General features: G+C 60.9%; 23 protein-coding genes. 19 read left to right on the top strand and 4 right to left on the bottom strand.

All coding sequences use genetic code 11. From position 1 onward, the window contains the following. Positions 1–53 precede the first annotated feature (53 nt). The 8 genes from NE851_RS26505 (at position 54) to NE851_RS26470 (ending at position 5,701) form a co-directional block, all read left to right on the top strand. Complete coding sequence (locus NE851_RS26505; protein WP_127430199.1) at positions 54–1,181, top strand: DUF930 domain-containing protein; 1,128 nt, start codon at positions 54–56, stop codon at positions 1,179–1,181. Between the two features lie 85 nt (positions 1,182–1,266). Further along, a complete protein-coding gene (locus NE851_RS26500; RefSeq protein WP_165932205.1) occupies positions 1,267–1,428 on the top strand; it encodes a hypothetical protein in 162 nt (53 codons plus the stop codon). A 102-nt stretch (positions 1,429–1,530) separates the two neighbouring features. Further along, positions 1,531–2,328 carry an APH(3')-II family aminoglycoside O-phosphotransferase gene (locus NE851_RS26495; RefSeq protein ID WP_127430200.1) on the top strand — a complete coding sequence of 266 codons (798 nt, stop codon included), beginning with the start codon at positions 1,531–1,533 and terminating at the stop codon, positions 2,326–2,328. A gap of 60 nt (positions 2,329–2,388) precedes the next feature. Then, complete coding sequence (locus tag NE851_RS26490; protein ID WP_132572662.1) at positions 2,389–3,192, top strand: helix-turn-helix transcriptional regulator; 804 nt, start codon at positions 2,389–2,391, stop codon at positions 3,190–3,192. 83 nt (positions 3,193–3,275) lie between these two features. Continuing rightward, positions 3,276–4,175: a DMT family transporter gene (locus NE851_RS26485; protein ID WP_028758341.1), complete on the top strand. Its 900-nt coding sequence runs from the start codon at positions 3,276–3,278 to the stop codon at positions 4,173–4,175. Between the two features lie 3 nt (positions 4,176–4,178). Then, a complete protein-coding gene (locus NE851_RS26480) occupies positions 4,179–4,871 on the top strand; it encodes a B3/B4 domain-containing protein (protein ID WP_097542117.1) in 693 nt (230 codons plus the stop codon). A gap of 98 nt (positions 4,872–4,969) precedes the next feature. Then, complete coding sequence (locus NE851_RS26475) at positions 4,970–5,368, top strand: DUF427 domain-containing protein (RefSeq protein ID WP_063474565.1); 399 nt, start codon at positions 4,970–4,972, stop codon at positions 5,366–5,368. Positions 5,369–5,443: 75 nt separating this feature from the next. Continuing rightward, a complete protein-coding gene (locus tag NE851_RS26470; protein ID WP_063474566.1) occupies positions 5,444–5,701 on the top strand; it encodes a DUF6894 family protein in 258 nt (85 codons plus the stop codon). Positions 5,702–5,846: 145 nt separating this feature from the next. Here NE851_RS26470 and NE851_RS26465 read toward each other — a convergent pair whose 3' ends face one another. After that, positions 5,847–6,092: a DUF6894 family protein gene (locus NE851_RS26465; RefSeq protein ID WP_028756014.1), complete on the bottom strand. Its 246-nt coding sequence runs from the start codon at positions 6,090–6,092 to the stop codon at positions 5,847–5,849. Positions 6,093–6,225: 133 nt separating this feature from the next. On the opposite strand from NE851_RS26465, the gene NE851_RS26460 reads away from it, so the two are divergent. The 7 genes from NE851_RS26460 to NE851_RS26430 all read left to right on the top strand — a co-directional run bounded on the left by NE851_RS26460 (position 6,226) and on the right by NE851_RS26430 (position 10,983). Further along, positions 6,226–6,945: a Crp/Fnr family transcriptional regulator gene (locus tag NE851_RS26460; protein ID WP_028756013.1), complete on the top strand. Its 720-nt coding sequence runs from the start codon at positions 6,226–6,228 to the stop codon at positions 6,943–6,945. 142 nt (positions 6,946–7,087) lie between these two features. After that, entirely contained in the window at positions 7,088–8,308 is a 1,221-nt protein-coding gene (locus tag NE851_RS26455) for an MFS transporter (RefSeq protein WP_254958827.1), read from the top strand. An 83-nt stretch (positions 8,309–8,391) separates the two neighbouring features. After that, entirely contained in the window at positions 8,392–8,991 is a 600-nt protein-coding gene (locus tag NE851_RS26450) for a DUF922 domain-containing Zn-dependent protease (RefSeq protein WP_028756011.1), read from the top strand. A gap of 111 nt (positions 8,992–9,102) precedes the next feature. Continuing rightward, positions 9,103–9,456: a DUF1428 domain-containing protein gene (locus tag NE851_RS26445; RefSeq protein ID WP_028756010.1), complete on the top strand. Its 354-nt coding sequence runs from the start codon at positions 9,103–9,105 to the stop codon at positions 9,454–9,456. Between the two features lie 97 nt (positions 9,457–9,553). Then, positions 9,554–9,976: a secondary thiamine-phosphate synthase enzyme YjbQ gene (locus NE851_RS26440; protein ID WP_063474569.1), complete on the top strand. Its 423-nt coding sequence runs from the start codon at positions 9,554–9,556 to the stop codon at positions 9,974–9,976. A 166-nt stretch (positions 9,977–10,142) separates the two neighbouring features. Next, positions 10,143–10,448 (top strand): hypothetical protein, encoded by a 306-nt coding sequence (locus tag NE851_RS26435; protein WP_097542121.1) that lies wholly within the window; start codon positions 10,143–10,145, stop codon positions 10,446–10,448. Positions 10,449–10,623: 175 nt separating this feature from the next. Further along, entirely contained in the window at positions 10,624–10,983 is a 360-nt protein-coding gene (locus NE851_RS26430) for a hypothetical protein (protein WP_018242957.1), read from the top strand. Between the two features lie 329 nt (positions 10,984–11,312). Here the strand turns inward: NE851_RS26430 and NE851_RS26425 are convergent, their stop codons facing one another. Beyond that, positions 11,313–12,053, bottom strand: a complete 741-nt coding sequence (locus tag NE851_RS26425; protein ID WP_028756007.1) for an SIMPL domain-containing protein — start codon at positions 12,051–12,053, stop codon at positions 11,313–11,315. Positions 12,054–12,381: 328 nt separating this feature from the next. Here NE851_RS26425 and NE851_RS26420 point away from each other — a divergent pair, with 328 nt between their 5' ends. After that, positions 12,382–12,933: a hypothetical protein gene (locus NE851_RS26420; protein ID WP_097542122.1), complete on the top strand. Its 552-nt coding sequence runs from the start codon at positions 12,382–12,384 to the stop codon at positions 12,931–12,933. Positions 12,934–12,996: 63 nt separating this feature from the next. Here NE851_RS26420 and NE851_RS26415 read toward each other — a convergent pair whose 3' ends face one another. After that, positions 12,997–13,143, bottom strand: a complete 147-nt coding sequence (locus NE851_RS26415; RefSeq protein WP_164735911.1) for a hypothetical protein — start codon at positions 13,141–13,143, stop codon at positions 12,997–12,999. A gap of 253 nt (positions 13,144–13,396) precedes the next feature. On the opposite strand from NE851_RS26415, the gene NE851_RS26410 reads away from it, so the two are divergent. Further along, positions 13,397–13,585, top strand: coding sequence for a hypothetical protein (locus NE851_RS26410; RefSeq protein ID WP_028756005.1), 189 nt, complete (start codon positions 13,397–13,399; stop codon positions 13,583–13,585). Between the two features lie 102 nt (positions 13,586–13,687). On the opposite strand, the gene NE851_RS26405 is transcribed toward NE851_RS26410, so the two are convergent. Beyond that, entirely contained in the window at positions 13,688–13,882 is a 195-nt protein-coding gene (locus tag NE851_RS26405) for a hypothetical protein (protein WP_080759842.1), read from the bottom strand. Positions 13,883–14,219: 337 nt separating this feature from the next. On the opposite strand from NE851_RS26405, the gene NE851_RS26400 reads away from it, so the two are divergent. Then, positions 14,220–14,924, top strand: coding sequence for an FkbM family methyltransferase (locus NE851_RS26400; protein ID WP_028756004.1), 705 nt, complete (start codon positions 14,220–14,222; stop codon positions 14,922–14,924). Between the two features lie 329 nt (positions 14,925–15,253). Further along, positions 15,254–15,565, top strand: coding sequence for a hypothetical protein (locus NE851_RS26395; RefSeq protein ID WP_082849686.1), 312 nt, complete (start codon positions 15,254–15,256; stop codon positions 15,563–15,565). The last annotated feature ends 68 nt before the right edge of the window (positions 15,566–15,633 follow it).

Genomic DNA, 15,633 nt, shown 5'->3' with positions numbered 1-15,633 from the left:
AAAGGGTGCTGTAGCACGTTAGATGGCTGCTGCGATCACACGGTTTTTTTCTTTTGTGGCTTGATGCTGCCGGCTTTAGAGGCCACATCGCTGCTGTGACAGAAGAAGACGTGGAACCAGCGGAAACGCAGCATGAAACGGGAAAACAGCGGCCTGAAATCCGCTGGGGCATCGTCGCGTCCGTTGTCGCGCATATTCCCATCATTGCTCTTCTGATTTTCGGGCTGCCGAAGATCGATCCGAAGCCCGCCGAAGACGAGAGCGTCAAGGTGGAACTCGTTCCGCCACCGGAGGAGAAGAAGCCGGAGCCCAAGCCCGAGGAAAATGCACCGGAGCCGAAGCCGCCGGAAGAGGCCAAGAAGCAGCCACCACCGCCGCCGAAAGCTGCGAAGCTACCGGAAGCGCCAGTCGCTCCCCAGCCACAACGTGTCGCCCGCCCGGTTTTCGAGTTTGCCGAGAAGGATTCAGCGCCGGAACAAAGCGAGCGGGGTATACCGCAGCAGGCCGAAGCACCGAAGTCCCCGGTCGTCGAGACAAAACCCGAAGAAACATCGCCCGCCGAACCGCCGCAACCCCAAAAGCCTGAGGTTCAGGACACTGTGCCTGCCGCGAATCCGCTGCCGCAGGATATCGAACTTCCCGAGGTAGAGACTGCTGAGGCCAATCCGGAAAAGAACGGGCCGGCTGCCACAGGACACGATGAGGCAAAGACGAATTTCGAGCCGGCAAAGCCGTCGACGAATTCGACGGCAACGACCTCCTCAAAGCCACCAGACGTAGAGGCTAAGGAATCGAACAAGCTCACGAAAGCGAAGACGCTATTTACCGACGACTTTGTCTCAGACCGCGCGGTCAAGATGGCGATGAACAACTTGCCACGTTCAACGCGAGGCGGTCGGCTTTGTTGGAGCGAGCTCAGAGAACAGCTTCTTCATTCGTCTGCCGCATATGATCCCAATATTATTGAGGTGCCTCAATACGAGCTCCCGAATGGCAATTTCCTCGCGCTCAAGGGAAGCGCATTCTATGACGGTCAGAAGTTGCACCAATTGGCGTTTAGCTGCGAAGTGAATGACAACGCGACGAAGATTGTATCGTTTGAATTTGGTGTCGGGAATGTAATCCCTAAAAGTGAGTGGGCGCGCTATCACTATCCAATGGGCGACGCTGAGCATCGATGAGCTTCGCTACAAGCTACGCGCAAGGAACCGCACCTAGCCTCTTCTCATGGCCGTGATGTTTCCGGTGAAGAAGAGGACAAATGATATGTCGAACGAGATCGAGCGTTTTTTGGAGCGTCAGGACGAAGCCGTGAGCGCGCTGTTCCTGGAAAACAAAGGCGACGAGCTGACCGATATTCTGGTGGCTGCTCTGGAAGAGGCTTTCGAAATCCTTCTCGAAGCCGCGCCCCCCGAAACTGTTCATTGAGGTCGCAGAGGGCGTCCAGCGCCGATATGTGCTGACCGATCGTGCCGCTTGCAGTGCATCGGCCTGTCGGGATAATGCGGCGGCGTCAATGGCACGGATATCATGTCGAATTCCCAAGACGATCAACCGCTGGCAGCGGGCGCGCTTGATGCCCGCCTGGCCGGATACCGGTTCGAGCGCGATGCGCTCGGACGTTCTGCGGCGAGCGTCTTCCGGCTCGAAGCTCCCGGATTGCCGACGCTTTATCTGAAGGTCGAACAGGCCGCTCCTTTCGGCGAGTTCGCCGCCGAGGCAGCCAGGCTTCGTTGGCTCAAGGCGTCCGGTCTGCCCTGTCCCGATGTCATAACAGAGGATAGCGACGGTGCGCACAACCGGCTGCTGATCAGCGCGCTGCCGGGTCGTGACCTCGCCAGCGCGTCGGCGCTGACGCCGTTTGCGCGGGTCGAACTGCTGGCGGTAGCCCTTCTCGACCTGCATCGGCTGCCGATCGCATCCTGCCCTTTCGACCATCGGCTGGAGAGACGCATTGCGGCGGCGAAAGCGCGGATGCAGGCCGGCATCGTCGACGAGACCGATTTCGATGAGACGCGGCTTGGAAAGAGTGCCGAAGCCCTGTTTGCCGAACTCGAAAGCAGAAGGCCGGGCCGCGAGGATCTCGTCGTCACCCATGGCGATGCCTGCCTGCCGAATTTCATCGCCTCCGAAAAGGGATTTTCCGGCTATATCGACTGCAGTCGCCTTGGCGTCGCCGACCGCTATCAGGATATCGCGCTTGCCTGCCGCAGCATCGCCTATAATTTCGGCGAGGCGCTGGTGCGGCCCTTCCTCGACCGCTACGGCCTGCCGGCCACGGATCCGGCGAGGCTCGGCTACTATCAACTGCTCGACGAGTTCTTCTAGGCGTTGCCTCCTCTCCGTCCGACTGGCAGAGTGGCCCGTGATCGGACCTGCGGACAGACGATGGCGAAAAACCAGTTCAGGATGTTGCGCTCGGCGCTGATAGGCGTCGAAGCGGTAGAAGCGGAAACGCATCACAGCTTCGCGCGCCACACGCATGAGCAGTTCGGCATCGGCCTGATGTCCGCCGGGGCACAGTCGTCGCTGAGCGGCCGCGGCATGGTGGAGGCTGAGGCCGGCGACATCATCACCGTCAATCCCAATGAAGTGCATGACGGCGCGCCGATCGGCCAGCGACGATCCTGGCGCATCCTCTATTTTGATCCCGCCATCGTCACCGGTCTGGCGCAAGAGATCGGCCAAGACGGGGCAGGGCGATCGGAAATCCCGCATCCCGTCATCCGTAACCGCGCGATCGCCGGCCGCTTCGAAACGCTGTTCCGTGCGGCAACCGACGCCGCGGCGGACGGGCTGCTCTGCGAGCAACTGCTTCTGCAACTCGTCGCCGACGTCATGCGCGAGCGCGGCGGCGCCGAACAGAGGCCGCCGGTGCCGGCGTCGATCCGTGCGGCGCGAGAGCTGATCGATGACGATCCGGTTGCCGCCGTCTCGCTTGCCGATCTCTCCCGGGAAAGTGGGCTCAGCCGCTTCCAGGTGCTGCGTGGTTTTGCCAAGGCGACCGGACTGACACCGCATGCCTATCTCGTCCAGGCCCGCATCCATATCGCGCGGCGGCTGATTGCTCAGGGCATGCCGCTGGCGGAAGCGGCTTTTGCCAGCGGCTTTGCCGATCAGAGCCATATGACGCGCGTCTTCGTGCGCAAATACGGCCTGTCGCCGCGCCTCTATGCCGGCGGCTTTCTCTGAACCTCAGGCTAGGCCTGCAATTTCGTTCAAGACCTTTGACGGGCTCCTGCTGTTTTCTCGGCGCGTCCAACAGGAGACGCTGAATGTCGAGACAGGTTCAAGGTTATCTCTATCTGGCGCTGGCCATGCTGACTGTGGGAAGCACGGTTGTATCAAGCAAACTCATCGCATCAGGCCTGCCGCCGTTCAGCGCCACCGCGTTGCGTTTCGCCATCGCCTTTCCCATCTTTCTCGTGCTGATGCGGGCGACCGGCGCGCGGCTGCCGAAGCTCTCCGGAAAAGACCGCCTCATCCTCGTCATTCAAGCCGGGGCCGGTAGCGTCGGCTATACGACGCTGCTAATTTCTGGCCTCAGCCTGACCTCGGCGGCCGATGCCGGTGTCATCATCGGCACGCTGCCGGTGGTGTCGGCCGCAATCTCCATCCTGCTGCTTGGCGAACGGCCGCAGCGTGGCCTGCTTCTCGCCGTGGCGCTGGCGACGGCAGGCGTGCTGTCGATCGCCGCCACGCCGGAGGCCGCAGGAGGCTCGCTTGCCGGCAATGCGCTGATCTTCCTGGCGGTGGTCTGCGAGGGAGTGTTCATCCTGCTGAACAAAAAACTGAAAACGGAAATCGCGCCGCTTGCCCAGTCGGCGCTGATGACCGGTATTGGCTTCATCGTCGCCGTCATCCCGGCTGTTTTCGAAGCGCCTCTCGCAGAAGGCATGTCGGGAAGCGCGGTCGCCGCCGTCGTCTATTATGCGCTGGTGCCGACCGTCGGCGGATTTCTATTGTGGTATGCGGGGGCGGAGAGGGTGAGCGGCACGGAAGCTGCGCTCTTCACCGCGCTTGCTCCGGTTTCCGCCGTCATGCTTGCCTTCATCATTCTTGGCGAGCCGGTCGGGCTTGGCCAGATCGCCGGCATCGCCTGCGTGCTGGCCGCTGTGCTCGGGCTGGCCTTTGCCGGGAGCCGTGTCGCGGTGAAGCGCGTCGAGGGGAGATAGACCATGCAGTTCAGCCATTCCGATACCATATGGCAGGTCTTTCCGGAGCTTCTCGCCGGTGCGCTCCATGCGGGAGGCATCGATGCGGATGCCAATGTCGAGGAGGCGATCGCAGGTTTCAGTGCGATCGCAGAGGCCCGGCTGGCCGAAACGCAGGAAGGCGAATTCCCCGAAATCCAGGCCTGGCGGCGTGGCTTTTCCCGTATGGGGTTGAAGCCGACGCAATATCGCTGCGCTTCCGAGGCGCTGCTGCGCCGCTTCCGTCAGGACCATGCGCTGCCGCGCCTGCATCCGCTCATCGATCTCTGCAATGCGATTTCGCTCGCTTTTGCCATCCCGATCGCCGTCTTCGACGCCGAAATGATCGTCGGCGATCTCGAGGTTCGGCGGGCTGGGGGTGACGAGACCTATTTGACCTTCGGCGGCGTGAGCGAACATCCGGAGCCGAATGAGGTGATCTTCGCAGACGGGGCGGGGAACGCGCATGCGCGGCGCTGGACGAACCGGCAGAGTGGGCTTTCGGCCGTGCGGCCGGCGACGCGCTCGGTGCTGATCGTTGCCGAGGCCTTGCATGCTTCGGCCGGTGAGGACTTGGAGAGGTTGGTCGCCACGGTGGCCGATGCGCTCGCGCACCATTGGCCGGCGGCGCCGAAAACGGCGATGCTGAGCGTAGAATCGCGGCATTTTGAATTCTAAGGGAGCGACACTTCAGCAAAGGCGGCATTCCAGGCCTTGGGCCGGCAGCGTGCCCGCCCTATCTCCAAGGGGCCGATATCTCCTGGAGACGAACCACCATGTCAGACAAGACGATCAAGATCCCGGGGCCGGACCACCCGATCACCGTCGAGCACAATCCCTCCCGCGTCGTCGTCACGCTCGGCGGCAAGATCATCGCCGATACACACGATGCGCTGACGCTGCGCGAGGCCTCCTATCCGCCGGTGCAGTATATTCCGCGGAGGGATGTGGACATGTCGCTGCTGCAGCGCACCGACCACACCAGCCATTGCCCCTATAAGGGCGATGCCTCCTATTACAGCATCATTGCAGGCGGCGAGCGGTCGAAGAATGCCGTCTGGACCTATGAGGCGCCGAATGCCGCGGTCAGCAATATCAAGGACCATCTCGCCTTCTACCCCGACCGTGTCGACGGTATCGAGGAAATGGCCTCTCCGGAAGCCGGCACCTTCTGACGGCGTCCGTTGCAGCCGTTCCGGCGGAACATGTTTGCCGCCGGCCCGTTAGGCTCACCTAGCGGGGGATGTGTCGTGCCGAAATTCTACTTTCAGCTTTTCGATCGGGATGGCGTCGGGGCGACCGAGACGGGATATGATTTCGACTCCGTCGAGGCTGCCAAAGCGGAGGCGCGGCGCGTGCTCGCGGAGATGGCCGCCGAAGGCCTGCCGGCTGCGCCTTTGAATATGCTGTCGGTGGAACTCTTCGATGAAAGCCGGCGGCCGCTGGCGGAAATCCGGCTGGTTCTCGAAGAAATTTCGAAAGAACCGCGATCGGCGCGCCGGCCTTGAATAGCTGTCGATCGAGCCGAAGCAATCGAAAGACTATGTCAAATTTAATTGTCGGCTATGAAGACGGGTCTTAGCGTCGCGTCACAATCGACCGAGTCGGATTGATGCGTATGTGTGACCGGCGGCAGCCCTTGAACGGCGGCCGCTATCGCAAGATGTCGAGCCATTCATTGTTGAAGACGAGGCTGGCAACCGTGACCGGATCGCCTTTCTCGTTGCGAACGGTGACGGCGATCGTCATGCGGTCACCCGCAGGCAGTTCGTCCCGGGCCACATCCAGCAGGATGCGGGTCACTTCCTTCGGAATGTCTTCACGAGATCTGAGCTCGGTGCCGTGCTCATCGCGCGTGGGACCTTCCCCGTTGTGTAGATCGAAATAGTAGCGAGCCATGGTTTTTCCCTACGCGTTAGAGGGGAAATCACAGATGAAGACAATTGTTCCCGAGGCTAGGCATTGATTCTTATAGAAAAACTGGGTTGCATCGAAATCGGTCGGGCCCCTCGCGATATCGGGGGGCAGGCCCTTGATTGAATCCCTGCTGCTCAACCTTGGAAGCCGCGATGTGCTGTCGGATGAAGAGGAAAGCCATCTCAGGGCGATCATCGTCAAAGACAGGTATTTTGCTGCCGGGGAGGATCTCGTCTCCGAAGGAAGCAGGCCTGGCTACAGCACGCTACTGCTCGACGGTTTTGCGGCGCGCTACAAGGTGATGGCCGACGGCAGCCGCCAGATCACGGCGCTGCATGTCGCCGGCGATTTCGTCGATCTGCACGCTTTCCCGATCAAGAAGATGGATCACGGCATCGTTGCGCTGTCGTCCTGCCATGTCGCCTTTGCCGATCACGCCGACCTCAGGGCGATCACCGAGCGCATGCCGCACCTGACCCGGCTGCTCTGGCTCGACACGCTGGTCGATGGCGCCATTCACCGGGAATGGATCGTCGCCATGGGCCGGCGCTCCAAACGCGCCCATATCGCTCACCTCGTCTGCGAACTCTTCGTGCGGCTGCAGGTGGTGAAGCGGACGCGCGGCGCAAGCTTCCAGTTTCCGTTGACGCAGATCGAGATGGCCGACGTGCTCGGCGTTTCCGTCGTCCATCTGAACAAGACGCTGCAGGCGTTGAGGCGCGAGGGGGTGTTCACCTGGGAGAACCGGACGATCACCATCGTCGACTGGGAACGCCTGCAGGAAATCGCCGAATTCGACCCCGGCTATCTCAGCATCTCCAGGGAACCGCGCTAACTTTGTGAGGCCGAGCATTGCACAATCCGGTGACAACAGCTCATTGCAATTGACAAACCATTTATTGGGGCAGAACACGTGCCAATATTTTTGAAAACCCCATGAAGGCCACGGCTTCGCCGCGTCGGCCGGTGATATCGCAATGGACATATCCCAAAGCCCGGGGAGCGTTCTTCGCCACCCCGGCTATCTGAACTTCGCCGCCTCCCGCGTCTTTTCCTCGCTTTCCTTCCAATCCATCGGCATCGCCATGGGCTGGATGATTTACGATCAGACGCACAGCGCCTTTGCGCTCGGCCTCGTCGGCTTCTGCCAGTTCCTGCCGATGGCGGTGCTGACCTTTGTCGTTGGCCATGTGGCCGACCGGTTCGACCGGCGGCGCATCGGGCTTGTCTGCCAGTTGATCGAGGCGGTGACGGCGCTGGTGCTGGCGATCGCCACCTGGCAGCAATGGCTGACGCCGGCCGGCATCCTTACCGCCGTCACCGTGCTTGGCGCCGTCGTCGCCTTCGAGCGGCCGACCATGGCGGCGCTGCTGCCGAATATCGTGCCGGCCTCGATGCTGCAGAAGGCGGTCGCCACGTCCACCTCGATGATGCAGACGGCGCTGATCATCGGCCCCTCGCTCGGCGGCCTGCTCTATGGCCTTCATCCCGTGGCGCCCTTTGCCATCGCGGCGCTGCTGTTTGCCGTTGCGAGCTTCAATGTCATTTCGATCCGCATGCAATGGAGCCTTGCCAGGCGCGAGCCGGTGACGCTTGCTTCCGTCTTTGCCGGCGTCTCCTTCATCCGCAGCCGGCCTGTCATGCTCGGCACGATCTCGCTCGATCTCTTCGCGGTGCTGCTCGGCGGCGCCACCGCGCTGTTGCCGATGTTTGCCCGCGATATCCTGCATGCCGGCCCCTGGGGCCTCGGCCTGCTGCGCGCAGCGCCGGCAATCGGCGCGCTCGCCATGTCGATCGTGCTTGCCCGCCGGCCGCTCGAAAGCAATGTCGGGCGCAAGATGCTGGCCGCCGTCGCGGTGTTCGGCGTCGCCACCATCGTCTTCTCGCTCTCCACCAATATTGCGCTTTCCGTCGCGGCGCTGCTTGTCGTCGGCGCCTCCGATACGGTGAGCGTTGTCGTGCGCAGCTCGCTGGTACAGCTTCTGACGCCGGACGAGATGCGTGGCCGTGTCAGCGCCGTCAACTCGCTGTTCATCGGTACCTCCAACCAGCTCGGCGAATTCGAATCCGGCATGATGGCTGCAGCCCTCGGGCCGGTCGCCACCGGCGTCGTCGGCGGGCTCGGCACGATCGTCGTCGTCGTCCTGTGGATGCGGCTCTTCCCCGATCTCACCAGGGTCAAGACGCTGCAGGGCTGATGCTTGCGCCTCGTTTAACCGCGTTGAAAGACGGGAGCGGTCCCATTAGGTTCGGCGGCGGGAATCATTTGGCGGGGCGGCGCGTGACGAGACATTTCCTATCTTCTGCGCTGACGGCGTTTTTCGCGTTGGCGCCGGCGGCAGCGCTGGCCGAATGGCAGGCGGTCGAGGAGGTGCGGCCCTATTCCATATCGGGCAAGACCGGGGCCGAACTCTACGAATCGATCGGGGCGCGGGGACCGAAGGCCGGGGTCACGGGCCGGGTGATCGCGCATACGACATTCAAGCTGACCTGGACGAGGAAATACGAACCGCAGGGCAATGCCTGTGTGATCGTGACCAACCGGCCGAAGCTCATCATCACCTACACGCTGCCGAAGCCGGCGAGCGAGCTGCCGGCGGCCGTCGACAGCAGCTGGCAGGCCTTCATATCGGGTGTTGCGGCCCATGAACGGGTGCATGGCGTGACCATCAAGGAAATGGTCAAGGAAATCGAGGCGACGAGCATCGGCCTCACCGTTGCCGATGACCCCGATTGCAAGAAGATCCGGGTCGAGCTGACCCGGCGCCTCGGCGAGATCTCGATGCGCCAGCGCCAGCGCGGCCGCGACTTCGACAAGATCGAAATGGGTGACGGCGGCAATATCCAGCAACTGATCTTGAAGCTGGTGAATGGTCCCTGATCGGGCCGAAGCTGATAGCGCGGCGCGGTCAACCACTCGCCACCGGGCTGGACCCGCTCGGCAAGGCTCCTATCTCCCCCGCAATAACAGACACATGAGAGGAGGAGTGCAATGTCCTATGTCGATGGTTTCATCGTCGCGGTGCCGAAGGAGAATGTCGGGGCCTACAAGAAGTTCTCGACCTTTGCCGGCACGATCTGGAAGGAATATGGCGCCCTCGAATATGTCGAGTGCATCGGCGACGACGTGCCCTATGGCGAACTGACCTCCTTTCCCCGCGCCGTGCAGGCGAAGGCGGATGAGGTGGTGGTGTTTTCCTGGATCGTCTACGGCTCGCGCCGGGAGCGCGACGATATCAATGCCAAGGTGATGGAGGATCCGAGGCTCAAGGGCGACCAATGGCAGATGCCGTTCGACGGCAAGCGGATGATCTATGGCGGCTTCGAGATGCTGCTCAAGCTCTGATGGCGCCAGGCAACCTTTGACTTCCCCCGGCAAGCTTGACTCGCCGCCAGCGGTGCGCCAACTCGCGGGGAATGTCATTGCGAGATGGGAGAGCGCCTTGCCCCAGACGATCCTTAGCCTGTCCACACGCGGACAGGGCCTTTACGAATTCACCGACCAGGCGAGCGCTTTCGTCAACGCCTCGGGGCGGGAGGAGGGGCTTCTGACCGTCTTCGTGCGCCACACATCCTGTTCGCTGCTGATCCAGGAAAATGCCGATCCCGATGTGCGCACCGATCTTCTCTCCTTCTTCCGCCGCCTCGTGCCGCCGGCCTCCGATCCTCAGATGAGCTGGATCGTGCACAGGGCCGAGGGGCCGGATGATATGCCGGCGCATATCAAGGCGGCGCTGACGCAGGTCTCCATCGGCATTCCCGTCGCCAGGGGGCGGCTGATGCTCGGCACCTGGCAGGGGCTCTATCTCTTCGAACATCGAGACCGGCCGCACCGGCGCGAGATCGTGCTGCATCTCAGCCCCTGAACATCGAAAGAGAGAGTCGATAGTGCCGGAAACCGCCGACGTTTTCGGCATCATGCTGTTGTGAATGCAAACTGAATGCCCGGTTCGAACACCATTCATTTTGCAACGTTTACTGTCGACACAATCCCTGAAGGGAGAGCCTGGAATTCAATCGACGGAGACATCCATGACGCATTTCCTCACCAAGGCTTCGCTTGCCGCTCTGCTCGCCCTCTGCACCATTCCGGCCACTGTTTCCACGGCCGCCGCCGCGGGGCCGCAGACGAGCTTCGTCGTCGAGGCACAATACCATCGGCCGATCCGCGGCTGCTCGCCGATACACGCCGTGAATAAGGCGCGCGATTTCGGCCTGCGGAGAGCCCATGTCACCCGCCTGTCGCCGCGCGTCGTCGTCGTCGCAGGGCGCGACCGTCGCGGCTGGGACAGAATGGTCTTCGCGAATGTCCGCGGCTGCCCGCTGATCCGGCGCTGAGGACTGCGGTCGGAGGCGCCGAAGCGGCGCTTCCGGTCCGTTTTGCCTTGACGGCGACACTTTCAGCCGTCTCTTCTCTGATCTGTATGAGTGATTCTCAAATGACGCTTCGGCGTAATGTGGAGAGTGGGGAGGGCGGCTCGACCGCTCCGACTTTCAAACGAAAGGTTTTTCGATGATGCAGTTTTTGGCAAAGGCGGGTCTTGCCGTCATGCTGACAGCCGGCACTCTTGCCGGCACGGTGGCCCCGGCCGCCGCCCAGTTGAATATCATTATCGGCGAGCCGGACCGTGGTCCGCCACAGGATTACCGCCGTCCGCCTCCGGGCTATGACCGTCCGCCTCCGGGCTACGGCCGCCCGTCGCGCGGCTGCAATCCGCAGCTCGCCGAAAATCTCGCCCGGGATTACGGCTTCCGCCGCGCCCGCGTCGTCGACATCACCCCGCGCCGCGTGATCGTCCAGGGCTGGACGCGTCGTGGTCCCGATGAAATGAGCTTCGGCAACGTGCGCGGCTGCCCCGCCCTGCGCCGCTGATATCAAGTAGAATACCGCCTCGTCTCCCCGATGCGGCGGCCAGAACCGCCTTTGCCAGTCTTCCCGGATCGGCAAGGGCGGTTTTCTTTTTGAAAGACTTTTTACAGCGCTGCGGGTCTGAAAAGACGCCGAGCGCTCCGTTTAATGACAAATCTCGCTCGCCCCGCCTCATCCTCGGAATTGTGCCACTGCTGTCCGGTTTACGCGGATAGAGGGCTGCCTCTCGTCGATCTCCAAGCGGTGGGAGGTCGTGTCACGCTGAACCCTTGCTCGTGTATTGTCGGCAGCCTGAGCACCGCACGTTTCTTCAAACGCGCGGTGCTCTCCTTTTACTGCTCGATGGCGAAAGTCACGGTGACGCTGACATTGTAATTATTCTCGCCGCCCTGGACGGGAACGGCAGTGTCGGAGGTCTCTTTCATCATCGTGGCGCGATAGACCGGCTGCGGCATGGCGCGCGGCACATTCTCGTTGATCTCGAGGATGCGGCCGAGCTTGACGCCGGCGGCTTCGCTCAGCGTCTTCGCCTTCTTGACGGCATCGGCGACGGCATCCTTGCGTGCCTCTTCGAGAGTGGCTTCCGGTTTGTCGTTGGTGAACTGGATGTCACCGCCTTGGTTGATGCCGAGGGTGACGGCCTGATCGATCACCTGGCCGAGCTTGGCGAGATCGCGCAGCCTGACGGTGACCGAATTGATGGTCTGGTAGCCGACCAGTTGCGGCTGTTGCTGCTGGCCGTCGACGGGCTGCGGATAATTGTATTGTGGTTGGATGGAAAAGCCGGAGGTCTGCAGATCGCGCTCGGCGATGCCGCCGCTCTTCAGCGCGGTCAGCACGTCGTTCATCGCCTTGTTGTTCTCGTCGAGCGCTTCGCGGGCGGTTTTCGCCTGTTTGACGACGGCAAGATTGAGGACGGCCATATCGGGCGCTGCGGACGATTCGCCGTCGCCCGTCACCGAGATCACCGGCTCGCGCGGCTTTACCTCCTGCGCGAATGCCGGCGCTGCGGCGGTCAGCGGCAGGGCCAGAAGGGCAGTCATCAGAACAGTTCTGGTGTAGATCGGCGCCATGTTTTCATTCCTTGGTTGTCGTTTCCCTGAACAGCTTTCTGTCGGTTGATTGTGAAGCTATTGCGGCGGAAAAGACAGGCGCATGCGCATCGCGAGAAAAATGTGGAGTAACGAGGAGAGGATATGCCGCGGTCACCCTCTCTGCCCTGCCGGGCAGAGGGGCTCACACGGCACACCGGTAAAGCGCAGGCAAACGATACTTCGCCTCGCATCAACCGACGTGACGACGCCACCGCTTCCCAAATTCCGCAAACCTGATAGCAAATATGGCGGGTTAAGGAACAAGCGGCGGCCGCACAGCACATCGTGCGGCCGGCAAGGGGGCAGCATGCGATTCTTGGCAATTCTTTCGATCAGCCTCGCCGTCGATCTGGCGGGCTGCTCTCAGGTGGCGGAAAAGGCGGAGAATGCCGCCAACCGCTCTTACACCAGCTATGCGCTGGGCAAGCCCTATGCGGAGGTCGCCAATCTCGGCCAGTCGCCGATGGCGCGGCTTTCCGGCTCGGAAGCGACCTTCGGGCCGATGATCGGTGCGACGTCATTGACGAACGGCATGACGATCTACCGGCACATGGCGCCCGGCGCCAAGACCGAAACCGGCACGAATTTCGTCGGTCTGGTCGGCAGCTCCACCGTTTCGCAGAACAACCGGCTTTCCTATTTCCTGGTGGGCGCCGACGGGGTCGTCAAGGATTGGGCGACTGGCTCGGTACAGGGCAACGCCAGCGACTGCGTGCAATATATCGGAGGCATCATCAACCGCTGCACCGACATGCGGCAGCTCCAGGCTTCGCTGGCGCTCTACGACATGCGCGTGGCGACCAAGGCCGGCCAAGCCATTTCCAGCTGGGGTGAACCGGCTGCACCCGCAGTGAACTAAGGACGCGCGCCGGCGAGGGTAGGGGCGTTTCCCTACCCGTTGGCCGGGGAATGTATTGGACGCTTAGGCGCCGAAATCGTCCATGAAGGATGGATGGATGGCGGGCTGGCGCTCTTCGCGTGCGGCGCGAATGCGCTGGGGAACCGCACCGAGACCGGAGACGAAGCGGGTCAGGAGATTGCGGTGGAAAAGTCTCTGTATGGCACTCATGGCAATTCACTCATTCTTTTTTTTGTTAGCCGACAGCATATATTTTGCCCAGACTGCCGGAACAATGGGCAATTTCACATGACAGTTATGCGACAGTGCATGGCTTGAGGAGATGGCCTGCACGCTGATCACATTGGCGTTAGATCGGGCCGCTAAGGCCGGTCGGCCACGATAAATCCTCGTCTGTCGTCGCCGTGGCGTGGTAGATTGCCCGCTTGGGGTAAAACGATACCCCTCCGAAGGAGAAGCTCAGATGAACCGATTTTTCGCATTTATCGCGACCGGAACGCTGATCAGCCTTGCCTCGATCATCTCGGCCTGCACTTCGTCCGGAAGCGTCGACCAAACCTCCTCGATCGGCTACTACCACGAGGATCTGCCGCTCAACCCAGCCTGCGGTGGTGGGTTCAGGCCGAGCGATGGGCGTTCTTGCAGCTATTAGAAATCTGCGCCGATCGGGCATGATGCCGCCGGATGAAGTCGTCTGACTGGCAATCGCTGGAGGCGAACTATCGCTGCAATCAGACTTCCAATTTTTCCCGCGCTAATAGCTGCACGGACGATCATTGCCGAATCCATCGCGGCAGGCAGGCCGGAGGTCAAAGTCAGCGCTCCGGGCGGTATACCCGACCGAGCCCGTTTGCATCGAGTCGTTTGGGCTCGTGGTGCAGGCCGATGCCGACATGGCAATGACGAAGACGGCTGTCATGGCCCCCGATAGTTTGCGAGTTTGAAGCATCTCCCCACCCTTCACTGTCCAACGTGTCCGTATACTCGTGGCAAGTAGGGCCGAAGAGGCGTCCTGATAACTGTCGTTGCCGATCAAGATTTTGTTATTTGTTGAAAACCCCTTCGCAAGCGCTTGCTGCCACGATCAAGGTTGTTTGGCCATGCCTGCAGAAGGGATCCACGGCTACGTCGGCTTCACCTAAAGAACTAGGCTTGGCGAAACGGCCACGCAAGGCATCAACTATCGATGATCTAGCCACTGGTTGCCAATTCACGGAAGGTGAAGAAACAGGGGCACGCCGCTCGACGAGTGGATAGCACATGCTTTCGAGTTACCGGGAGCCTACATGCTTCATATTGCTAAGATTGCGCCACCTCGGTTCAGGCTATGGACGCGCGCTTCACGAGAATGGCGCCATGGTGAGCCCGAGCTTCGGATCCTCGATCGATTATGCCGTCGGAGCCAGACTGCCATCGATATAGGTGCGAACTACGGTGTCTATTCTTGGTTCTTGACCAAGTATGCGCGCAATGTCGTCGCCTTCGAGCCTCAACCTAACATGGTAGCTTTTCTGAAGGCCGCGCTTGGTTCGTCGGTTCGGGTGGAGCAGGTCGCACTTTCCGACAGCGCTGGCGTTGCAACGATGCGGATCCCCAGTGATCAGCGCATGGATGGCTGCGCCACGATTGAGGAGCAGAATAGGCTTTCGACGCAAAATGTCGAAGAAATTTCCGTTCCAACCCGGCGCCTGGATAGCTATCAGTTCGACACTGTAGGCTTCATCAAGATCGACGTTGAAGGGCACGAACTAAAAGTACTCGAAGGCGCGGAGGCTATATTGCACCGGGATCGCCCAAATCTGCTTATCGAAGCGGAAGACCGACATCGACCCAACGCTGTCGGCAGTGTGATCGACTATCTTAAGCCGTTTGGATATTCTGTATATTGCCTGAAAGATCGAAAATTTCGTTCCCTGTCGATCGACGAGGTCCGGAAAGGCTCTTCCGGAACGCCTTACAACTACGTTTTTTCTATCCGCGACGATCTATAAGCGCACTTAGTGTGCCCACCCCCCGCCGGCCGACCTTCAGCGGCAATGACCGCTGGCGCGTCGCGGCAAAGCGCTCGGAAATCGGACGGGATTGGACCTCGGGCGGGAGGATATTTTGCCGGCCCTTTGAGAACGGTTTAAACGCTCCTTGAGCCGTCCTTAAGACCTGATTGGGCTTTTCAAAAATTCGGGAACCTCGTGTCAAAATTCCAAAAAATCACGTCCGCCGAGCCGAAGGAAGTTCAACGGCCGGTGTTTTTCTGAGAAGCGCGCGTTCATCGGAGGTTAATCCTTGTTAACCCAGAATCGAAGCCTGAAAGGATGATCCGATGAAGATGCTTTTTTCGTCACTTGCAGCCATTGTCTTGTCTGCATCGTTCGCCCTGCCGCTAAACGCCACGCCGATTGTCGTGCCGAACGCAGCACAACTGCACACCCCAGACGTCGAGCAGGTCAAACACCGGAAACATGGGAAATGGCATGCAAATCGCCACTGGAAACAGCGATACGCCCACCGCGACTGCAGGTATTATGGCTCGTGCTACCGTCCGCGGTATTACGGTCATCGCGACTATTACGGCTATCGCGACGATTACTCCTATCGTCGTCGGTCAGGAGTGACTGTGTATTTCGATTTTTAGTCGGCACTGCCACGGGCGCCAACCTATAAAAAGAAAGGTCGGGCGAATGCTCGCGCCGACCTTTCTTT

The sequence above is a fragment of the Rhizobium anhuiense bv. trifolii genome (genome assembly GCF_024346605.1).
Taxonomy (GTDB): domain Bacteria; phylum Pseudomonadota; class Alphaproteobacteria; order Rhizobiales; family Rhizobiaceae; genus Rhizobium; species Rhizobium anhuiense.
The sequence above is the reverse complement of the archived record's forward strand: the minus strand, read 5'-3'. Positions and strand labels throughout refer to the sequence as shown.